Genomic DNA, 19,559 nt, shown 5'->3' with positions numbered 1-19,559 from the left:
CAGGGACTGACATGGCCGGAGCCAAGAACCACGATTACCATATTCTGCCGGCGAGCCCGTGGCCGCTGCTGGGGTCTGTTGCTGCGCTGATCCTGGCGATTGGCGGTATCATGTACATGCACGAGGTCACCTGGGGCGGCACCGTGCTGATCCTGGGCCTGCTCGCCATTTCGGCGGTGTTCTGGTTCTGGTGGGCGGACGTGATCCGCGAGGCCCATGCCGGCGACCACACCCCCGTCGTCCAGCTTCATCTGCGATACGGCATGGTGCTGTTCATCGCATCCGAAGTGATGTTCTTCGTCGGCTGGTTCTGGGCCTATTTCGACTTTGCGCTGTTTCCCAAACCGATCGCCTATGTCGACGGCATGGTCGAACGGCTGACCGACGTTGCGGGCGTCTGGCCTCCGCAGGGGCTGGTGGTGCTCGACGCGTTCAAGCTGCCGCTGCTCAACACCTTCATCCTCCTGCTGTCGGGCACCACCATCACCTGGGCGCATCACGGGCTGATCCACAATCAGCGCGGCGGCGAGATGAAGGGGTTCTGGGGCCTGCTCGGCGTCGGCGAAAACGACGTGGTGAAGAAGGGCCTGTGGCTGACCATCGTGCTCGGCATCGTCTTCTCGTTCATCCAGGCGTACGAATACAGCCACGCGCCGTTCGCGTTCGGCGAATCGAACTATTCGTCGGCCTTCTACATGGCGACCGGCTTTCACGGCTTCCATGTGATCGTCGGCACGATCTTCCTGATCGTCTGCCTCGCGCGCGCCTATAAGGGCCACTTCACCCCCCGCCAGCATTTCGGCTTCGAGGCGGCTGCCTGGTACTGGCATTTCGTCGACGTGGTGTGGCTGTTCCTGTTCGTCTCGATCTATGTCTGGGGCGGCTGGGGTGCCGAGGCCATCTAGGCATTCGGCCCAGGGCGGCCTGCAAATGGCGGTTCTCCGCGCTTCCGGTGCGCACGTGCAAGAAGCACGCTGCGCTCCGGGTCGCGGGGAAACCACCATTTTCGACTTGCCCTGAACCAGATGCATATTGAAAGGAGCGCATCGGTGACGGAGTCCAGACCCGATCCGGTGCGTGTTTCGCTTTCTGGGCTATGCCCCCGCTGCGGGGCGAAGACCCTGTTCGACGGGCCGCTGAAATTCGCGGCCCGTTGTCGTATGTGCGGCCTCGATTTTTCGGATTTCAACGTCGGCGACGGACCGGCGGCGTTCCTGACCACCATCATCGGGACGCTGCTGGTCATCGGCGTGCTGGTGCTGGAGGCGACGGTCGGTCCGCCCTTCTGGGTGCATGTCGTCCTGTGGGTTCCGCTGACCACGATCGCCGTCATCGCATCGCTTCGCGTCGCCAAGGCGGCTTTGCTGTTCTTCGAGTATGCGAACGCCGCGCGCGAAGGCCGCATCGCCCGTAAGGATCACCCGTGAAGCTCCCCGTCCTTCCCACCATCGTCGTCGGCCTCGCCGTCGCCGCGATGCTCGCGCTCGGCGTCTGGCAGCTTGGCCGCGCCGACGAGAAACAGGCGCAGATCGCACGCCATGCGCAGAATATGGCGCTCCCCGAAATCGCCCTGCCGCGTTTTCCGGTGGGCGACGAAAACCTGTTCCGCCGTGCCCGCGGGATGTGCATCGACGCAGGCGGCTGGGAAAACGAAGCCGGACGCACCGCCGACGGCAAGCTGGGATTCCGGGTGATCGGGCGTTGCCGCACCGGCGTCGAAGGCCCCGGTTTCCCGATCGAACTCGGCGTCGCGACCGAACCCGATTACGTGCCGAGCTGGACCGGCGGCGAAGTCAGCGGCGTGCTGACCCAGGCGCCCGACGGCCAGTCGATCCTCAGCCGCGCGCTGGGCAAGGGAGCACCCCGCGAACTGATGCTGGTCCTCGACCGCGCTCCCGAAGGCCTCGGCACCAGCCGCGCGCCCGATCCGTCGAGCGCGCCGAACAACCACCTGTCCTATGCGGTCCAATGGTTCGCGTTCGCGGGGTTTGCGGTGCTGATCTACCTCCTCGCACTGAGGCATCGGCGGAAAGGGTAATCCCTTGTCCGTTCATCCATCCGCTTCCCCTCCCCCCCAAACAAACCCCAGCCTGCCCTGTCCCAATAATCGCCATGCTTGCCGCCCCTAGCGGCGCGCCTTAATCCAGCGCTCATGCGGTATGTCAGCACCAGGGGGAATGCGCCGGTCCTAGGCTTTCGGGACGCGACGCTCAGCGGATTGGCACCGGACGGCGGACTCTATTTGCCCGAAACCTGGCCGACCATCGACGCCGACTCCATCCGAGCGATGGCGACGCAACGCTATGTCGATGTTGCAGTGACGGTGATGAGCCCCTTTGTCGGCGACGCGCTGACCCACGAAGAACTGCGCGACCTGTGCGAACAGGCGTATGGCCGCTTCGCCCATGCCGCCGTCACCCCGCTGGTCCAGCTCGACCACCGGCATTTCCTGCTCGAACTGTTCCACGGCCCGACGCTGGCGTTCAAGGACGTGGCGCTGCAATTGCTGGGGCTGTTCTTCGAACGCTTCATCCAGCCCGGCGAAGCCCCGCTGACGATCGTCGGCGCGACCAGCGGCGATACCGGGTCGGCGGCGATCGACGCGGTGGCGGGGCGCACGGGGATCGACATCTTCATGCTCCATCCCTCGGGCCGCGTGTCCGACGTTCAGCGTCGCCAGATGACGACGGTGCTCGCCCCAAACGTCCACAACATCGCGATCTCGGGCGATTTCGACACCGCGCAGGCGCTGGTGAAGGCGATGTTTAACGACACCGGCTTTTCCGGGCGCTTCCGCCTGTCTGCGGTCAATTCGATCAACTGGGCGCGGCTGATGGCGCAGGTGGTCTATTATTTCTACGCCGCCAGCCGGTTGGGCGCGCCGGAACGAGCGGTCGTCTTTTCGGTGCCGACCGGCAATTTCGGCGATGTGTTCGCCGGCCATGTCGCCGCGCGGATGGGCCTGCCGGTCGCCAGGCTGATCGTGGCGACCAACGTCAACGACATCCTCCACCGCGCGCTGTCGCGCGGCGATTATTCATCGGCGCAGGTGACGCCGACCGCCGCGCCGTCGATGGATATTCAGGTCAGCTCGAATTTCGAGCGCCTGCTGTTCGACGTTGGCGGTCGCGACGGCGTGGCTCTGGCCGAACAAATGCGCGGGTTTGAGGCGACCCGCGCGATGCAACTGACCAACGCGCAGGCACAGGGAGCGGCGGCTTCCTTCGTCAGCGATTCGGTCGATCCCGATGCGATGGCCCAGGCGATGCGCTGGGCACAGGACGGGACCGGACAATTGCTCGATCCGCACACCGCCATCGGCTTGGCGGCTGCACGTCGCGCCGATATTGGCGATGTCCCCATCGTCACGCTCGCCACCGCGCACCCGGCGAAATTCCCGGATGCTGTCGAACGCGCCACCGGCCAGCGCCCATCACTGCCAGCGCGCATGGGCGACCTTTTCGATCGCGAGGAACGCTATGCCGAACTGCCCGGCACCTTCGATGCGGTGACCGCCTATATCGCCGAACGCGCAACCGCGCGCTGAGCCTTCCCCCCGCGCGCCCGAATTGGCATGGGGAAACCATGAACCTCATCACCCTGACCGGCGAGCCTTGGGCGGATTACGGCCTGATCGATTGCGGGCATGGCCGAAAGCTCGAACGCTATGGCCGGTTCCGCTTCATCCGCCCCGAACCCCAGGCGATGTGGGCGCCCGCGAGCGACGACTGGGACGCCGATGCCGAATTCGTGCCCGCATCGGACGACGATGGCGGCGGGCGCTGGCATTATTTCCGCGACGTGCCCGAACAAGGCTGGCCGCTCAAATGGGATCGGGTGAAGTTCACCGCGCAAACGACGCCGTTCCGCCATCTGGGCTTCTTCCCCGACATGGCGCCCGTGTGGACCTGGCTGCGCGGGCAGATCGCGGCTGTGGACAACCCGGAAGCACTCAACCTGTTCGGCTATACCGGCGTCGGCACGCTGGCGCTGGCCAGCGCGGGCGCGCGGATGGTGCATGTCGATGCGTCGAAGAAGTCGGTCGAGGCCGCACGTCAGAACGCCGCGCTGTCGGGGATGAACGACCTGCCGGTCCGCTGGCTGGTCGAGGATGCGGGCAAGTTCGTCGCGCGCGAAGTGCGGCGCGGGCGGCGCTACGACGCGATCCTGCTCGATCCCCCCAAATGGGGCCGCGGCCCCAATGGCGAGGTCTGGAAGCTCGAGGAAGGGCTCCCCGACCTGATCGCCAATTGCCGCGCACTGCTCGACGAAAATTCATCCTGCCTGTTCCTCACCGTCTATGCCGTCCGCATGTCGGCGCTCGCGATCGGCGAACTGGTGCGACAGGCCTTTGCCGACCTGCCCGGCACGGTCGAAGCGGGCGAGTTGACGGTGCGTGAGGAAACGCGCGGACTCGAATTGCCGACCGCGATCTTCGCACGGTGGTCCAGAAGGGGTTAGCCCGGCTTCCAGTCAAAGATCGCGCGCATACCGGCGCGATAGGCGTCGGACGCGTTGGCGGCATGGGTGCCATCCCGGATCTCGACGAAATGCAGTCGCCACGGCTTGTCGCGGTTGCGCCAATATTCCGCCCAACGTAGCGCCGAAGCGCGCAGATCGGGGCGGTCGCGGGTGCCGCTGGATACGACCAGATGGGTGTCCGCGCGCGCCTTGGGCATCTGGAAATAGCGTTCGGCCCCCGGCTCGAACGCGGCATTGCTGGCGATATGGCCCCAGAACAGGTCGGGCCGGGTATAGGCCGACCACAGCACGAACCCGCCGCCGCGCGACTGGCCGAAAAGGATGCGCTTGGCCGGATCGCCGCGATAGCGGCGTTCGATCTGCGGAAACAGTTCGTCGCTCAGGAATCGCTGAAATCGCGGCGCGCCAGCTTGCGCCTCGGTCAGGCTGGCATCGGGCGCGTTGAAATCGATGCTCCGCTTGTTGACGGGACCGAACCCGCCATAGGCAATGCCGACGACGATCGCATCGGGCAGGCCGTCATCATAATGAAGAAACAGATGATTGCCGCCCAGGATCGGGAACAACGTGTCGCCGTCGAGCAGATAGACGACCGGGTAATTGCGGTCGGGCTCTTTGGCATAGTCCACCGGCAGGCGGACATGGATGTGATAATCGTGCCCGGTCGCCGCCGATCGCATCCGGAAATAATCGCCGGTGATCGCGGGCAACGACGCGATCTGCGACGGCTCGGGCGGCGGCGTCGCGGTGCAGGCCGACAGCGCAAGTCCAACCGCCAGCAGCCCGTGTCGCATCGCCCTTACCCCCGCTGCGCTAACCCCGTGCCATCCGCATTGCCGATCCTGCCACGAACGGCGCGCCCGCGACAAGCAGCAGGCTGGTCGCGGCGAGCAGCTTCAACGCGCCCGCCCCGTCGCTCGCGCCCGCGCCGAAGATCAACAGCGGCAGCGCGAAGGGGAGCATGACGAGCCCCGCCAGCGCGCCCGCGCCGCGCAGCCCCGCAACCAATGCAGCGGTGATGACGCCCAGCGCGGCAAGGCCCGGCGTGCCGATGGCCAGCGCGACCAGCGTGATGCGCAACTGGTCGCCGTCCATGCCGAGCAACGCCGCCGCCGCGATCGTGGCGATCAGCAGGGCCGGTGCGAAGCCCAGCCAGTGGGCGACGATCTTTGCCGCCGCGATCGTCGGATCGCTCAGCCCGCGCACCACCAACTGGTCGATGACCCCGTTTTCCATATCGGGGACGACCAGCCGCTCGACGGGCAACAGCGCGGCGAGCAGCGCGGCGGTCCACACCGCGCCGCTCGCGATGCGCGACAGGATGTCGCGATCCGGCCCGATCGCGAACGGAAACAGGACGACGGCGAGCAGGAAGAAGGCGATCGGCAATGTCAGCCCGCCGCTGGTCCATGCCCGGCGCAGGTCGCGCGCGATCAGCTGGCCGAACACGCTCATGCCGGGCGCTCCAGCCGCACGGGCTGCGCGTCGGCAATTGCGATCGGCAGATGGCTGGCGATCAGCACGCTGCCGCCCCCCGCACGATGCCCGGCGATCAGCGCCTCCAGCATCGCCACCCCTTGGCGGTCGAGGCCGTTGGCGGGTTCGTCCAACAACCACAGCCCGGCGCCGCTCGCAATGGTGCGCGCCAACCCCGCGCGCTTGCGCTGGCCGGTCGAGAGGAGCCGGACCGGCACGTCTTCCAGTCCGCCCAGCCCGACCCGCGCGATCGCCTGATCCAGCCGGGCGGCGTCGCCATCAAGCTGCGCCCAGAACCCCAGCGCGCGGACAAGCGAGCGTTCGGGATCGAGCGCATGATCCTCGGCCAGCAGCGCACACTGGCCGTTCCGGTCGATTCGCCCCGCAAACGGCCTGAGCAGTCCGGCACACAGCCTCAGCAGACTCGACTTGCCGATGCCGTTCGGGCCGCTCACCAACGCCGCATCGCCGGGCGCGAGATCGAGATCGAGGCCCGAGAACAGCATTCGCCCGCCGCGAACGCATGCGACTGCCTCCAGGCGAAGCGCGCCTGTGCTCACTCGCCGACCGAATCTTCCAGCGCGTGCATGTCGTCGTCCGACAGGCCGAAATGATGGCCGACTTCGTGCACCACGACATGGGTGATCAGATCGTCGAGCGCGACGCCGGTATCGCACCATTCGTCGAGCAAGGGCCTGCGATAGAGGTGGATGCGGTCGGGCAGTCCGCCGCTGTCGAAGCTCGATTTCTCGCCGATCGGGCGGCCGTGATAGAGCCCGGTCAACTCGAACGGATCCTCCATGCCCATCGCCTTCAGCGTTTCCTCGTCGGCGAAATCCTCGACGATCAGGACCACGTCCTTCAGATAGCTGGCGAACGGTTCGGGGATGCGCGCCAGCGCCTCGCGCGCGAGCGCTTCCAGCATGTCGTTGGTCGGGGCGAGGCGCGGCGCTTGCGTCGGCATGGGCCATGCCATAGGCCGGGCCGCGACGACTGCCAAGCGGAGGGGACGATGGTCGAGCAACTGAGCGAAGCCGAACGCGCGGACGCGCTGGACGGTCTGTCCGACTGGGACGTGGACGAAGCGCGCGACGCCATAACGCGCAGCTTCACCTTCGACGATTTTTCCCAAGCCTTCGCGTTCATGACGCAGGTGGCGCTGCTCGCGGAAAAGGCCGATCACCATCCCGAATGGTCGAACGTCTACAACCGGGTGGACATTTTGCTGACGACTCACGACGCGGGCGGCTTGTCCGAACGCGATGTGGACATGGCGCAGAAGATCGACGCGCTGGTGGAGTGAGGGGCAAGCGCATCCGCAAATAAATTCGCTCTGCTCCTGCGAAAGCAGGAGCGTTGGCGGCAAGCGGTACTGGCACCGGCCAGCGCTCCTGCTTTCGCAGGAGTATGCGCGAGATAATCCCTCCTCCGGATCGACGGCGTTCAGTTCTCAATCAGTCGCACCAGCGTCCCATCGGGATCGACCATATAAGCGATCCGCATCCCCGAATCCTCCACCTTGGCCGGATGCAGTCGCGGCATGCCCCAGCATTGTTGGGGCACCCCCGCCGCAAGCGCCTGCGCATAGATCGCGTCGATATCGCCGAGTCTCAGGCAGCAGCCGAACGAGCTGCTCAGCGGGTCGAGATCGGGATCGGGGAAGAATTCGAGGATGACTTCGCCGCGCTTGAGGATCATCCAGCCATCGTCGCGCCAGCCCTGCTGAAATCCGAGCGCGCCATAGAATTGCGCCGTCGTGTCGAAATCACGCGATGGCAGGTTGGGCGTGGCATGATCGGTCATCACAATCCCCCGCGCGCCTGCTTCCTCAGCGCCTTCGGCATCCAGCGCGCGGCGAATTTCATGCGGCGCGCGGTCTTGCCGATGACGGTGTGGATCGCATCGCCGTGCACCGCCTGCCACGCAAGTTCGGCGACTTCGCTCAGCGGGGTGAATTCCAGCCCCGCCGCACGGACGCGTTCGCGGACATTCTGGTTTGATCCGGTCACGCCCGAATCGAGCAGCGGCGTGTCGATGAAGCTCGGCATGATCGACCGGACGCGGATGCCGTCCTTTGCCCATTCGCCGTCGAGCGCTTCGGTCAACCCGCGCACCGCGAACTTGGTCGCCGAATAGACCGCTGCGCCTGCGGTGCCGTATATCCCCGCCGCCGACGCGGTGCTGAGCAGACAACCGCCCCCCGGCGATGCCTTCAGATAGGGGTGCCCGATATGCGCGCCATTCACGACCCCAATCAGGTTGATCGCGATCAGCCGGTCGAGATCGTCGAGCGGCGTGTTCGCGAATTCGCCCCCAAACCCGATCCCGGCATTGTTGAACAGCACGTCGAGCCGCCCGCCGCTCGCCGCGACGAATGCCGCGAGTTGCTTGCGCCACGCCTCGCGGTCGCGCACGTCCATGACATGCGCGCTGGACATGCCCTCCGGCAGCAGCGCGCGGGTTTCGGCGATCCCCGATTCGTTCACATCGGCGACACCGACCCGCCAGCCGCGCGCGGCAAAATGCTGCGCGACCGCACGCCCGATCCCCGATCCGCCGCCGGTAATGAACATCGCCTTTGCCTCGCCCGTCATGCCCGCTCCCAATGTCCATCGGTCGTTGATGGCAACCTTCCTCAAGCGGGGTCACGACGCCAGCGCAAAATGGCGATCGAGCGATGACGGTCCCGGTTCCTGCCGCTATCGACGAGCGTCATGATCGAAACCATGTCCCTGTCCGGCCGCCGCATCCTGTTCGTGATGGCGTGCGAGCCCGAATATGGCCCGGCGCTCGCCGCGCGCATTCGCCCGGTGATGACCGGGGTCGGCCCGATCGAGGCGGCGATCGAGACGACCCGCGCGCTGCAGGCCCTGACCGATGCCGGGACGCCGCCCGATCTGGTCTGTTCGCTGGGGTCGGCGGGATCGCGAAAGTGCCGATTGGGCGAGGTGTATCAGGTCGCGTCGATCGCGTGGCGCGATATCGACGCGTCGCCGCTGGGCTTTGCGCGCGGGGCGACGCCGTTCGCCGACCATCCGGTGGTGGTGCCGCTGCGCACGCCGATCGCGAAATTGCCCAGCGCCAGCCTGTCGACCGGCGCGAACGTCGTCACCGGCGACCATTATGCGGCGATCGACGCCGACATGGTCGATATGGAAAGTTTCGCGGTGTGGCGTGCGTGCCAGCGGTTCGGGGTCGAGATGATCGGACTGCGCGGCATTTCCGACGGACCGGGCGAACTGGCGGGGCTGGACGGCTGGACCGAATTGCTCGGGCATCTCGATGAGAAGCTGGCCGAGGCGGTGGATATGCTGGCGTCGACGTCGAAGGATAATTCAGCGTGACCGTGCTCCCGCGAAAGCGGGAGTCCGAGGCCACACACGGTCCGCGCGAAACGCTGGGCTCCCGCCCGCGCGCGCGCACGGCAGAGGGCGAGCGGTTGCGCTACGAGGCTCCGGTCCCCTAGTCTCACCTGCGTAACCGTACCGCAGGAGTCCTCATGCACCGTCGTCAATTCCTCGCCTCTGCCAGCGTCGCCGCGACGCTCGCCGCCCTCCCCGCCGCCGCGCGCGGGTTTCAGCTTGCAGGCGAGGACGCCCGGTTGCGCGAGATGCTCGACGGTTTCTTCTACGCACGGATCGACGAGAATCCGGAAGGCGCGACGGCGCTCGGGCTCGACACGGGCGCGCGTGCGCCGCTCCGATCGCAACTGTCGGACGCGTCCGCCGCAGGGCGCGCCAAGGACATCGCGCGCACCAGAACCGAACTGGCGCAACTGAAGACCATCGACCGGGCCAAGCTGAACGAGGACTCCGCGCTCGATTACGATGTCGTCGAATATCAGCTCGAACGCGGACTCGAAGGCGCGCGGTTCGACTACGGCGCGACCGGCGGGCGCTATGTCCCCTATACGATCAGCCAGCTGTCGGGCGCGTACCGCGACGTGCCCGATTTCCTCGCCAACCAGCACCGGGTTCGCGACGCCGCCGATGCCGACGCCTATCTGGCGCGGCTGGAGGCATTCGCGACCGTACTCGACCAGGAAACCGAGCGCCAACGCGCCGACGCGGCCAAGGGCGTGTTCGCGCCCGACTATATCCTCGACACCACGCTCAAACAGTTCGCCAGCGCCCGCGAACCCGCCGCCGCGCAGCACAATTTGGTCACCAGCTTTACCGCAAAGCTTAAGGACGCGAATCTGCCCGAAGCGCGCGCCGCAGAGGCTGCGCGACTCATCGAGACCGCAGTCTATCCCGCGCTCGACCGCCAGCGCGCACTGGTCGAAGAATTGCGCGCCCAGGCCAGGCATGACGCGGGCGTGTGGCGGCTGCCCGATGGCGAGGCCTATTACACCGCCGCCGCCAGCGCCGCGACCACGACCAATCTGACCGGCGACGAAATCCATGCGACCGGCCTGGAACAGGTCGCCGAGCTGAACGCGCGGATCGACACCATCCTGAAGCGTCAGGGGATGAGCCAGGGCAGCGTCGGCGAGCGGCTGATCGCGCTCAACAAGCGCCCAGATCAGGTTTTTCCGAATACCGATGCCGGTCGCGAGGAATTGCTCGACCTGCTCCGCCAGCAGGTGCGCGAGATCGACGCGCGGCTTCCCGAACAATTCGCGGTGCTGCCCAAGGCATCGGTCGAGGTGCGTCGCGTTCCGGAGGCGATCCAGGCAGGGTCGGCGGGGGCCTATTACCAGTCCGCGTCACTCGACGGAACGCGGCCGGCCACCTATTTCATCAACCTCCGCGACACGTTCGACCGGCCCAAATTCGGCCTGCGCACGCTGACTCATCACGAAGCGTCGCCGGGGCATCACTTACAGGTGTCGAGCGCGCTCGAATCCGACGCCATCCCGCTGATTCGTCGGCGCGGCGGCTTTTCGGCCTATTCGGAGGGCTGGGCGCTCTACGCCGAACAGCTGGCTGACGAGATGGGGATGTTCAAGGCGATCCCGCTGGAGGAGGTCGGCTATCTCCAGTCGATCCTGTTCCGGGCAACCCGCCTGGTGGTCGATTCAGGCCTGCATTCGAAACGCTGGAGCCGGGAAAAGGCGACCGAGTATTTCCTAGCGACGACCGGCATCGCGCGCGGACGCGGGCAGAACGAAATCGACCGCTACACCGTCTGGCCGGGTCAGGCGACCAGCTACAAGATCGGCCACAATGTCTGGGTCGACCTTCGCAACGAAGCGCGTCGGAAAGCCGGGAGCAACTGGGATCCCAAGGTCTTCCACGCCATCCTGCAAAAGGGGGCGATGCCGCTGACCGTGCTTCAGCGACAGGTGCGTGCGCGGATGGCCTGACAACTATTCGGCGGGCGTCGGCACCAGTTCGGCAGCGCGGCGGACAAACGCTGCTCTGGCGTAGAACCAGAGCAGCGCCGCCCCCCCTGCAAGCAAAATCAGGTCGAACCCGATATAGATGGGCTGCGACGCGCCGCCCATTGCGATCAAATGGACCGCACCGATCGCCGCCATGGCCGCGCCGAGCGCGCTCGCCAGCCAGGTCCGCACCCGCGCCGCATCGCCCGACAAAGCGGCAACGGCAATGGTCAGCGCCAAGGCCACCCAGAAGAACGCGACCAACGGCGCTTCCGGTCCCAATATCCAGCGCATCGGCAGCGCGAGCGCAATCAGCAGCGGGCTGGCCCACAGCACCGCCTGCCACGCCCCCTCCAGCCGGGGGCTGGCGCGACCGCGCTGGCGGCGCTTGACCAGCCAGATCGACATGCCGGTGCCCGCCACCACGGTCAGCGCTGCGCCCATCAGGATATAGGCGAGTTTGACCGGCAAGCCGCCGAAATTGCCGAAATGCAGCTTGTAAGTCGACGCGGCCAGTTGCTTGCCGATGTCACCATCGGCCAGTCCCTGGGTTCGCAAGAAAGTGCCGTTCTGGTCGTACACATAATATTCGCCGAAGATCAGCCGCCGGGGATGATCGCCGACCAGTTGCAGATGCTGCCCGGCCTTGCCCGGATCGTGCATCGTCACATAACTCAAGCGAATGTCGGGGAAGCGCGTTTCGAAATCGCGTATCGCGCTGGCGATGTTGGCGAGCGGCGCGGGGCGATCGTCATGCACGCCTTCGGCCCCGAAGATCGGCGCATAGGCTGCCTCGACATCGCCCCCATACCAGGTGTTTGCGGTGATTTGCGTCGTCATGATGGACAGGCCGAGCATCGCGCCGGTGATCGCGATCGCGAGGCCAAACGGCAGCGTCCAGACGCCCAGCCGATTGTGCCAGTCGGCCAGCGCAAGCTGTTTCTGTCCACGCGCCCGCAGGCGAAACGCATCGCGGAAAATGCGCGGATGCGCCAGCACGCCGCCGACGATCAGCGACGCCATCATCACTCCAAGCGCGCCGACCGCCATCAGCCCCCACAGCATCGGCAGGTGCAGATAATAATGGAGATAGACCAGGAACTCGGTCCAGGCATGCTCCTCGGGCGCGGCGACGCTGCCGTCGCCGTTCAGATAGAAGGCGCGGTTGTCGGTGGTGGCCACCGGTCGCGGCAGCCCGCCGGTGGGCATGGTGACGTAGAAATGTTCGGTTTCGCGCGGTTCGGTCGCGAGTATTGCCTGAGCAGCGCGTTGCACCGCTTCGGGCGAGATCGTGGTCGCCTCTGCGATTGTTGGCTGCTCCCAGCGCTGCCATTCCTGATGGACGACGATCAGCGTGCCCGACAGGCACAGGATATAGAGCAATGCACCCGCGAGCAGGCCAATGGCGGCGTGGCCCGACAGCGCGCGACGGACCAGATCGGGTGACAGGATATTCTTCATGTCAGTCCCCAGAACAGGGCGGCGGCGGGAATCGCGACGACCGCAACGATTCCAGCCATCTGCGTCAGTCGATCCTTGAGCATCACCAGCGTCGTGACGATCGCCCAGGCGATTGGAAACGCCGCGAGGCCGGCAACGCCTGCATTGGCGTCTCCCCATCCGCCCGCGCGCGCCAGCGTCTGCGCGGCAAGCGCCACCAGCATCGATGCCGCCGCCGCACCCGGCACCGTTATCAGAAACACCAGAACGCGGCGGCCCAGCGCTCCCCAGCTCTCGCTGTGCAACGCGACCGTGGTCACCGAATCGCGAACCGGCGTCGCTTTTCGCGGGCGCGGCGCGGTGATTGCCGCATGCGCCAGCACAACCATCGCCGCCAGGATCGCCACCGATCCGCCCAGCGCCAGCCCCCACGCACCGTCGCGCCACATCAACACGCTGAGGCCGAGCGCGACCAGCACCCAGCCCAAGCACACTCGCGTGGCCCCACCGTCCCGGCCCCAACCGAGACGGATCAGCAGCACGCCCAACGCCGCGGCGATCAGCGCGAGCGCAATCGTCACAGCCGGTATCCGATCGTCGCGATCACGGTGCGGCGTTCGTTGGGATAGCAATCGCCACGCGCCAGACACGTCGTGAAATACTGCTCGTCGGTCACGTTGCGCGCGTTGACGGAGAAATCCCAGTTGCCCCAGCGATAGCCCACGCTTGCGTCGGCAACCGTGTGGCCGTCGACCGCGACGATCAGCGGTGCGCCGCTCGCCGTGAACCCGCTGCTTTCATTTTCGCCCTGATACCGCACGCCGCCGCCGATACGGAAACCGTCGAGCGCACCCGCAAAGCGATAGGTGGCGAACAACGATGCCTGATGTCGCGGGATCGACGACAGGCGGAAACCATCGGGATCCTCGTGATCGAGGAAGCTGTAGTTGGCGTCGATCAGCAGGCCGCCCACCGCGATATTGCCCTCGATCTCGACCCCGCGAATTTTCGCAAGACCCAGCTGCTGGCCGCCGCCGCCGGGCAGCGCCTGCGGATTGGGGAGGTTGGTCTGTTCGATGTCGAACGCCGCGACGGTGACGAACGACCGCGTATCAGGAATCTGCCATTTCAGGCCCGCTTCATATTGGCGGCCTTCCTGCGGTTCGAACGCTTCCAGCGTGTCGCCGTCGATCCCCAGCACCGGCTGGAAGCTTTCGGCGTAACTGAAATAGGGCGATAGCCCGAACGGCCCGCGATACAGCACGCCGCCCGAAACGCTGGTCGCGCTGTCCTTTTGCGGCGTCGCGCGGCCGGTGCGATTGGTCACCCGGTCGAACCGCACGCCGCCGGTGACGATGAAGGCGCCCGCCGTGATCTGATCGCTCAGATACAGGCCGGTGGTCTCGACGAAATTGGAAGGCGCGCGGAAGATCGCGGCCTCCATTTCGGCTTCGCTCGGGCCGTTGCCATAGACTGGATCGAAGACGTTGATCGGCGCGCCGACGAAATAAGCGCTGTCATTGTCGGTCATCACATCCTGATACTGGATGCCACCCAGCAGCTGGTGCTCGATCCCGCCGGTTGCGAATTCCCAGCGCAGGCGGGCGTCGATCGCCGCGCTCTCGCTGCGCGCCTGCGACAGGTAGAAGGCGCGATTGGCATTGCCTTCGGCATCCAGACGAGGGGCGCCGACCGCCGCAAAATCCGGCCACGCCTGGTTATAATCCGCAGTCGAGGCGGAATAGCGAGCGACCGCTTCGAGATTCAGCCCCTTTGCCAATCCCTGTTCGGCGATCAGCGTGACGGTGACGCTTTCGGAATCATACCGGTTGAACCCCGGCTCGCCCAGATACACCATCGGGTCGATCTTGCGCCCGCTGACATGCGGCAACAACGTGCCTTCCAGCGGCAGGAACTGGTGACCGGTATCGGTCTTCTGGCTGGTATAGTTGGTCAGCAGCGTGATCGTCGTGTCGGGCGTCGGCTGCGCGCTGATCGATGGGGCGATGACGATCTTTTCCTCGTCGACCTGTTCGATCTGGGTGCCGGTGTTGCGATAGAGACCGGTGAAGCGGAAGAATCCGGTCTCGCCGGTGCCGGGGATCGCGGTGTTGACATCGGTCATCGCTTCATAGCGATCGAAATTGCCGACGCGCCCGCGCACCTCGAACAGCTTGCCGTCGAAGGGCCGCTTGGTGACGACATTGACGATGCCGCCCGGCGACCCCGCGCCGTACAGCACCGATGCCGGCCCCTTGAGCACCTCGACCTGCTCCGCCAGATACAGGTCGGGACGGGGATTGTTGTAGAAGCCGAACAGATATTGCAGGTTGTCGCGATATTCGGGCACGCCCAGCCCGCGGATAGTGACGAAGTCGCCGCGCATGTCGAAGCCATAGGTTTCCGCCGTCACGCCCGCGGTATAGGCCAACGCGTCGTCGAGCGTCTCAAACCCCTTGTCGCGGAAATCGCGTTCGGTTTCGATCGAGATCGACCGCGCGGTTTCCAGGATCGGCGTATCCGATTTGGTCGCGCCGAACCGGGCGAGTTCGCCGGTAACCACGATGTCCTCGGAGTCGACCGACGGACGTTGCTGCCCCGACGATTGCTGCGCGGCTGCCGGCATGGCGACGGCAAGAAACGAAACACTCAACAACAAGACGGAACGCGACATCGAAAGCCCCTGATGACAATGCTCCGCGCTTGCTAATGCGAGTCGTTCCTATTTGCAAGAATTGTTGAGAATGGATTGCGATAAATCGAGATAGCGGTCTGGAGGGCCTGGTCCCAGCGCTATGCCGAAGACCACTGCAATGCGCGGCCGTAACGCCCGTGGCGAGCGATTTGAGGTTGGATATCAGCCGGATCATGCTGCGCGGCGATCCGAAGGGCCGCATCGCTGATTAGCAGGAGGTTGCGCCACGCGCCGCCGACCTACCGGCCGCCAAGCTCGATAAGATCAGGTGAGAATTCAATCCTACGCCCCCCTTGGTCCCTTCGTTTCGAGCGAAGTCGAGAAACGTTACCGAGCGCTTGGGTCGCGTTTCTCGACTGCGCTCGAAACAAGCGGACTTAGCGATGCACAGCGATGGGGGAGGTGGCTCATCGCCCGCGTTACCGTTGGTCGCGATCGCCGCAGTGTCAGGGCCTCGATCATTGCCCAGAAAAAACACCGGACGCCGCAAGCAAGCTCTGGACGAGCAAGTCGGAGAAAAATCGAGTTCCCGAATGGCCCGAGCACAGCCGCACCTGCCGCGCCCAATATTGCGACTATCGCCCGCCGTCAATCAGACGCAAAAAAGCCCGCCGGGCGAATGCCAGACGGGCGTATCGGAGTATAAATCTCCAAGAAAGAGCTGGTTGCGGGGACAGGATTTGAACCTGTGACCTTCAGGTTATGAGCCTGACGAGCTACCGGGCTGCTCCACCCCGCGCCAACCAGAGACGCAAATACGCGCCGAGCCTAACGGCCAGGCGCGCATAGCGCTTCGAAAATGTGAATGGGCTTCCAATTTACCAACCGCACAAGCTGCAATGCCTGGCGACGACCTACTCTTCCACTGCTTAGGCAGTAGTACCATCGGCGCTGTCTGGTTTCACGGCCGAGTTCGGGATGGGATCGGGTGGGTCACAGACGCTATAGCCACCAAGCAATGAAGCTTGTGCGTTCGGTAAACTGGGTTTTCAAATCGTGCACTGAATGTTCAAGGCGTAATGATGACATCCACATCACGCCAACACTGGAAGAACCAGCGCTGTCGTTGATGGTGGGACTCATCAGGTGCGAATAGGACAATTAGTATCGGTTAGCTTCATGCGTTACCGCACTTCCACATCCGATCTATCAAGGTGATGGTCTCTCACCGTCCTAAGAAATCTTATCTCGAGGGAGGCTTCCCGCTTAGATGCTTTCAGCGGTTATCCCGTCCATACATAGCTACCCTGCTGCGCCGTTGGCACGACGACAGGTACACCAGAGGTATGTTCAACCCGGTCCTCTCGTACTAGGGTCAACTCCTCTCAAATTTCGACGCCCACGGCAGATAGGGACCAAACTGTCTCGCGACGTTCTGAACCCAGCTCACGTACCACTTTAATTGGCGAACAGCCAAACCCTTGGGACCTGCTCCAGCCCCAGGATGTGATGAGCCGACATCGAGGTGCCAAACAACCCCGTCGATATGAGCTCTTGGGGGTTATCAGCCTGTTATCCCCGGCGTACCTTTTATCCGTTGAGCGATGGCCCTTCCACGAGGGACCACCGGATCACTATGACCGACTTTCGTCTCTGCTCGACTTGTCAGTCTCGCAGTCAGGCTGGCTTATGCCATTGCACTCTAACGGTCGGTTTCCAACCGACCTGAGCCAACCTTCGCACGCCTCCGTTACTCTTTAGGAGGCGACCGCCCCAGTCAAACTACCCGCCACAGAGGGTCCCAGAACCAGTTTCATGGTTCGTGGTTAGACATCAGAAAACAACAGGGTGGTATTTCACCTATGGCTCCACGTCAGCTGGCGCCAACGCTTCAAAGCCTCCCACCTATGCTACACAGTTCTTTCCTAATGCCACTCTGAAGCTGCAGTAAAGGTGCACGGGGTCTTTCCGTCTAACCGCGGGTACTCCGCATCTTCACGGAGAATTCAATTTCGCTGAGCATGTCCTGGAGACAGTGGGGAAGTCGTTACGCCATTCGTGCAGGTCGGAACTTACCCGACAAGGAATTTCGCTACCTTAGGACCGTTATAGTTACGGCCGCCGTTTACCTGGGCTTCATTTCAGAGCTTGCACTCCTCCACTTAACCTTCAGGCACCGGGCAGGCGTCAGGCCCTATACGTCGTCTTGAAGCCGACTTAGCAGAGCCCTGTGTTTTTGCTAAACAGTCGCTACCCCCTGGCCTGTGCCCCCTCATACTGCTTGCGCAATGTGAGGGCCTCCTTCTTCCGAAGGTACGGAGGCAATTTGCCGAGTTCCTTCAGGACACTTCTCTCAAGCGCCTTGGTATACTCTACCTGACCACCTGTGTCGGTTTCGGGTACGGTCTATACGGTGGGGCTATTTCCTGGGACAGTTTCGAAGCACGATCAATCCGATAAGATCGTACAACTCACACCATCCGTCACACACCACCAGGCTGCGGAATATTAACCGCATTCCCATCGACTACCCCCTTCGGGCTCGTCTTAGGGGCCGGCTCACCCTACGCGGATTAGCCTTGCGTAGGAACCCTTGGTCTTTCGGCGACAGGGCATCTCACCCTGTTTATCGCTACTCATGTCTGCATTCGCACTTCCGATACCTCCACCGTCGGTTACCCTTCGGCTTCGCAGGCTTACGGAACGCTCCGCTACCGCTCAGACTAATGTCTGAACCCTAAGCTTCGGTGCATCACTTTAGCCCCGTTACATCTTCGCCGCAGGAACCCTTGTTTAGACCAGTGAGCTGTTACGCTTTCTTTAAAGGATGGCTGCTTCTAAGCCAACCTCCTGGTTGTTTTGGGATTCCCACATGCTTTCCCACTTAGTGATGACTTGGGGACCTTAGCTGTAGGTTAGGGCTGTTTCCCTTTTGACGACGGACCTTAGCACCCGCCGTCTGTCTCCCGAGCTGTACTCGTAGGTATTCGGAGTTTGGTTAGAATTGGTACCGCTCGCGCAGCCCGCATCCATCCAGTGCTCTACCCCCTACGGTAATCACTCGAGGCTCTACCTCAATAGATTTCGCGGAGAACCAGCTATTTCCCGGCTTGATTGGCCTTTCACCCCTAAACACAACTCATCCGGTAACTTTTCAACGTTAATCGGTTCGGTCCTCCAGTGCGTGTTACCGCACCTTCAACCTGGTCATGCCTAGATCGCCGGGTTTCGGGTCTAATGCATCAAACTCAGTCGCCCTATTCAGACTCGCTTTCGCTGCGCCTACACCTATCGGCTTAAGCTTGCTTGATACATTAAGTCACAGACCCATTATGCAAGAGGTACGCGGTCACTCCACAAGAGAGCTCCCACTGCTTGTAAGCATTCGGTTTCAGGTACTGTTTCACTCCCCTCATCGGGGTGCTTTTCACCTTTCCCTCACGGTACTAGTTCGCTATCGGTCATGTACGAGTATTTAGGCTTGGAGGGTGGTCCCCCCATGTTCAGACAGGATTTCACGTGTCCCGCCCTACTCGAGTCCTTCAACATCAGTTTCGCATACGGGGCTGTCACCCGCTATGGCCACACTTTCCAGAGTGTTCTGCTACTTGAATTGAAGGCACTGGCCTGGTCCGCGTTCGCTCGCCACTACTAACGGAATCTCGGTTGATGTCTTTTCCTCCGGCTACTGAGATGTTTCAGTTCGCCAGGTTCGCTTCACCAAAGCTATTTTATTCGCTTAGGTGATACCCTCCCCAATTAACCCTGCCGCTGATTGCTCAACAGCTGAATTAATTGGTGAAGGTGGGTTTCCCCATTCGGAAATCGTCGGATCAAAGTCTGCTCACAACTCCCCGACGCTTATCGCAGCGTGCCACGTCCTTCATCGCCTGTACATGCCAAGGCATCCACCAAATGCTCTTACCTCACACTTGAGAGTCCACACCACCAACGACAACGCTGGGCATGCACGATCCAAAAGATCGCACAGCCACTCGGCAATGCGTTGCCGCGGCTTGGATCACTGTCCGGGCGAACCCAGTCAGCATCCTGATGCGGATGTTATCATTATCTCAGCCTTGAATTGGATCGCCAGAGCGAACTCTGACGACACCCATTATGCAACGCACATCCAGCTGACGATCCGAAGACCGAAAACCGAATGCCGTCGCGGCATCGATTTGAAAAACCCATTCACAA

The 19,559-nt window shown here is 63.5% G+C and carries 17 protein-coding genes, 1 tRNA gene and 2 rRNA genes; 8 read left to right on the top strand and 12 right to left on the bottom strand.

The window, feature by feature from the left end:
- The first annotated feature begins 11 nt into the window (after window positions 1-11).
- The 5 genes from ACX0GZ_RS03810 (at window position 12) to ACX0GZ_RS03790 (ending at window position 4,461) form a co-directional block, all read left to right on the top strand.
- Entirely contained in the window at window positions 12-905 is an 894-nt protein-coding gene (locus tag ACX0GZ_RS03810; RefSeq protein WP_458813539.1) for a cytochrome c oxidase subunit 3, read from the top strand.
- Window positions 906-1,025: 120 nt separating this feature from the next.
- A complete protein-coding gene (locus tag ACX0GZ_RS03805; RefSeq protein WP_458813537.1) occupies window positions 1,026-1,427 on the top strand; it encodes a DUF983 domain-containing protein in 402 nt (133 codons plus the stop codon).
- A complete protein-coding gene (locus ACX0GZ_RS03800; RefSeq protein WP_458813535.1) occupies window positions 1,424-2,038 on the top strand; it encodes an SURF1 family protein in 615 nt (204 codons plus the stop codon). The genes ACX0GZ_RS03805 and ACX0GZ_RS03800 overlap by 4 nt, the downstream gene beginning before the upstream one ends.
- 114 nt (window positions 2,039-2,152) lie before the next feature.
- Window positions 2,153-3,547 (top strand): threonine synthase, encoded by a 1,395-nt coding sequence (thrC, locus tag ACX0GZ_RS03795; RefSeq protein ID WP_458813533.1) that lies wholly within the window; start codon window positions 2,153-2,155, stop codon window positions 3,545-3,547.
- A 38-nt stretch (window positions 3,548-3,585) separates the two neighbouring features.
- Window positions 3,586-4,461: a class I SAM-dependent methyltransferase gene (locus ACX0GZ_RS03790; RefSeq protein ID WP_458813531.1), complete on the top strand. Its 876-nt coding sequence runs from the start codon at window positions 3,586-3,588 to the stop codon at window positions 4,459-4,461.
- Here ACX0GZ_RS03790 and ACX0GZ_RS03785 read toward each other — a convergent pair.
- The 4 genes from ACX0GZ_RS03785 to ACX0GZ_RS03770 are packed head-to-tail and all read right to left on the bottom strand — an operon-like array spanning window position 4,458 to window position 6,922.
- Window positions 4,458-5,276, bottom strand: coding sequence for an alpha/beta hydrolase (locus tag ACX0GZ_RS03785; protein WP_458813529.1), 819 nt, complete (start codon window positions 5,274-5,276; stop codon window positions 4,458-4,460). The two genes, ACX0GZ_RS03790 and ACX0GZ_RS03785, sit on opposite strands and share 4 nt — an antisense overlap.
- Before the next feature lie 19 nt (window positions 5,277-5,295).
- The gene (locus ACX0GZ_RS03780; protein WP_458813527.1) at window positions 5,296-5,937 is read right to left on the bottom strand and encodes a heme exporter protein CcmB; all 642 of its coding nucleotides are present in this window, start codon (window positions 5,935-5,937) and stop codon (window positions 5,296-5,298) included.
- On the bottom strand, window positions 5,934-6,518 hold the full coding sequence (gene ccmA, locus ACX0GZ_RS03775) for a heme ABC exporter ATP-binding protein CcmA (RefSeq protein ID WP_458813525.1): 585 nt from the start codon (window positions 6,516-6,518) through the stop codon (window positions 5,934-5,936). The genes ACX0GZ_RS03780 and ccmA overlap by 4 nt, the downstream gene beginning before the upstream one ends.
- Window positions 6,515-6,922, bottom strand: a complete 408-nt coding sequence (locus ACX0GZ_RS03770; RefSeq protein WP_458813523.1) for a metallopeptidase family protein — start codon at window positions 6,920-6,922, stop codon at window positions 6,515-6,517. The genes ccmA and ACX0GZ_RS03770 overlap by 4 nt, the downstream gene beginning before the upstream one ends.
- Before the next feature lie 48 nt (window positions 6,923-6,970).
- Here ACX0GZ_RS03770 and ACX0GZ_RS03765 point away from each other — a divergent pair, with 48 nt between their 5' ends.
- A complete protein-coding gene (locus ACX0GZ_RS03765; RefSeq protein ID WP_458813521.1) occupies window positions 6,971-7,261 on the top strand; it encodes a 4a-hydroxytetrahydrobiopterin dehydratase in 291 nt (96 codons plus the stop codon).
- Window positions 7,262-7,401: 140 nt separating this feature from the next.
- On the opposite strand, the gene ACX0GZ_RS03760 is transcribed toward ACX0GZ_RS03765, so the two are convergent.
- Together ACX0GZ_RS03760 and ACX0GZ_RS03755 are read right to left on the bottom strand one after the other, a co-directional pair.
- Window positions 7,402-7,761, bottom strand: coding sequence for a bleomycin resistance protein (locus ACX0GZ_RS03760; RefSeq protein WP_458813519.1), 360 nt, complete (start codon window positions 7,759-7,761; stop codon window positions 7,402-7,404).
- Window positions 7,761-8,552 carry an SDR family oxidoreductase gene (locus ACX0GZ_RS03755; RefSeq protein WP_458813517.1) on the bottom strand — a complete coding sequence of 264 codons (792 nt, stop codon included), beginning with the start codon at window positions 8,550-8,552 and terminating at the stop codon, window positions 7,761-7,763. Before ACX0GZ_RS03755 ends, ACX0GZ_RS03760 begins: the two co-directional genes overlap by 1 nt.
- Before the next feature lie 120 nt (window positions 8,553-8,672).
- Here ACX0GZ_RS03755 and ACX0GZ_RS03750 point away from each other — a divergent pair, with 120 nt between their 5' ends.
- A complete protein-coding gene (locus tag ACX0GZ_RS03750; RefSeq protein WP_458813515.1) occupies window positions 8,673-9,302 on the top strand; it encodes a 5'-methylthioadenosine/S-adenosylhomocysteine nucleosidase in 630 nt (209 codons plus the stop codon).
- 155 nt (window positions 9,303-9,457) lie between these two features.
- Window positions 9,458-11,266 (top strand): DUF885 domain-containing protein, encoded by a 1,809-nt coding sequence (locus tag ACX0GZ_RS03745; RefSeq protein ID WP_458813513.1) that lies wholly within the window; start codon window positions 9,458-9,460, stop codon window positions 11,264-11,266.
- Between the two features lie 3 nt (window positions 11,267-11,269).
- Here ACX0GZ_RS03745 and ACX0GZ_RS03740 read toward each other — a convergent pair whose 3' ends face one another.
- From ACX0GZ_RS03740 to ACX0GZ_RS03715, 6 genes are all read right to left on the bottom strand, one after another.
- The gene (locus tag ACX0GZ_RS03740) at window positions 11,270-12,745 is read right to left on the bottom strand and encodes a PepSY-associated TM helix domain-containing protein (protein WP_458813511.1); all 1,476 of its coding nucleotides are present in this window, start codon (window positions 12,743-12,745) and stop codon (window positions 11,270-11,272) included.
- Window positions 12,742-13,305: a hypothetical protein gene (locus ACX0GZ_RS03735; RefSeq protein ID WP_458813509.1), complete on the bottom strand. Its 564-nt coding sequence runs from the start codon at window positions 13,303-13,305 to the stop codon at window positions 12,742-12,744. The genes ACX0GZ_RS03740 and ACX0GZ_RS03735 overlap by 4 nt, the downstream gene beginning before the upstream one ends.
- The gene (locus ACX0GZ_RS03730; protein ID WP_458813507.1) at window positions 13,302-15,398 is read right to left on the bottom strand and encodes a TonB-dependent siderophore receptor; all 2,097 of its coding nucleotides are present in this window, start codon (window positions 15,396-15,398) and stop codon (window positions 13,302-13,304) included. Before ACX0GZ_RS03730 ends, ACX0GZ_RS03735 begins: the two co-directional genes overlap by 4 nt.
- 683 nt (window positions 15,399-16,081) lie before the next feature.
- Window positions 16,082-16,158, bottom strand: a tRNA-Met gene (locus ACX0GZ_RS03725).
- A 102-nt stretch (window positions 16,159-16,260) separates the two neighbouring features.
- A 5S ribosomal RNA gene (rrf, locus tag ACX0GZ_RS03720) occupies window positions 16,261-16,375 on the bottom strand.
- 125 nt (window positions 16,376-16,500) lie between these two features.
- Window positions 16,501-19,294, bottom strand: a 23S ribosomal RNA gene (locus tag ACX0GZ_RS03715).
- Window positions 19,295-19,559 lie beyond the last annotated feature (265 nt).

This window comes from Sphingomonas aestuarii, assembly GCF_054457155.1.
The sequence above is the reverse complement of the archived record's forward strand: the minus strand, read 5'-3'. Positions and strand labels throughout refer to the sequence as shown.

Excerpts from the sequence above, each read along its gene's own strand:
- ACX0GZ_RS03810 (WP_458813539.1), top strand. The coding sequence starts at position 12 with ATGGCCGGAGCCAAGAACCACGATTACCATATTCTGCCGGCGAGCCCG.
- ACX0GZ_RS03805 (WP_458813537.1), top strand. The coding sequence starts at position 1,026 with ATGCATATTGAAAGGAGCGCATCGGTGACGGAGTCCAGACCCGATCCG.
- thrC (WP_458813533.1), top strand. The coding sequence starts at position 2,153 with ATGCGGTATGTCAGCACCAGGGGGAATGCGCCGGTCCTAGGCTTTCGG.
- ACX0GZ_RS03790 (WP_458813531.1), top strand. The coding sequence starts at position 3,586 with ATGAACCTCATCACCCTGACCGGCGAGCCTTGGGCGGATTACGGCCTG.
- ACX0GZ_RS03785 (WP_458813529.1), bottom strand. The coding sequence starts at position 5,276 with ATGCGACACGGGCTGCTGGCGGTTGGACTTGCGCTGTCGGCCTGCACC.
- ACX0GZ_RS03780 (WP_458813527.1), bottom strand. The coding sequence starts at position 5,937 with ATGAGCGTGTTCGGCCAGCTGATCGCGCGCGACCTGCGCCGGGCATGG.
- ACX0GZ_RS03770 (WP_458813523.1), bottom strand. The coding sequence starts at position 6,922 with ATGCCGACGCAAGCGCCGCGCCTCGCCCCGACCAACGACATGCTGGAA.
- ACX0GZ_RS03765 (WP_458813521.1), top strand. The coding sequence starts at position 6,971 with ATGGTCGAGCAACTGAGCGAAGCCGAACGCGCGGACGCGCTGGACGGT.
- ACX0GZ_RS03760 (WP_458813519.1), bottom strand. The coding sequence starts at position 7,761 with ATGACCGATCATGCCACGCCCAACCTGCCATCGCGTGATTTCGACACG.
- ACX0GZ_RS03755 (WP_458813517.1), bottom strand. The coding sequence starts at position 8,552 with ATGACGGGCGAGGCAAAGGCGATGTTCATTACCGGCGGCGGATCGGGG.
- ACX0GZ_RS03750 (WP_458813515.1), top strand. The coding sequence starts at position 8,673 with ATGATCGAAACCATGTCCCTGTCCGGCCGCCGCATCCTGTTCGTGATG.
- ACX0GZ_RS03745 (WP_458813513.1), top strand. The coding sequence starts at position 9,458 with ATGCACCGTCGTCAATTCCTCGCCTCTGCCAGCGTCGCCGCGACGCTC.
- ACX0GZ_RS03740 (WP_458813511.1), bottom strand. The coding sequence starts at position 12,745 with ATGAAGAATATCCTGTCACCCGATCTGGTCCGTCGCGCGCTGTCGGGC.
- ACX0GZ_RS03730 (WP_458813507.1), bottom strand. The coding sequence starts at position 15,398 with ATGTCGCGTTCCGTCTTGTTGTTGAGTGTTTCGTTTCTTGCCGTCGCC.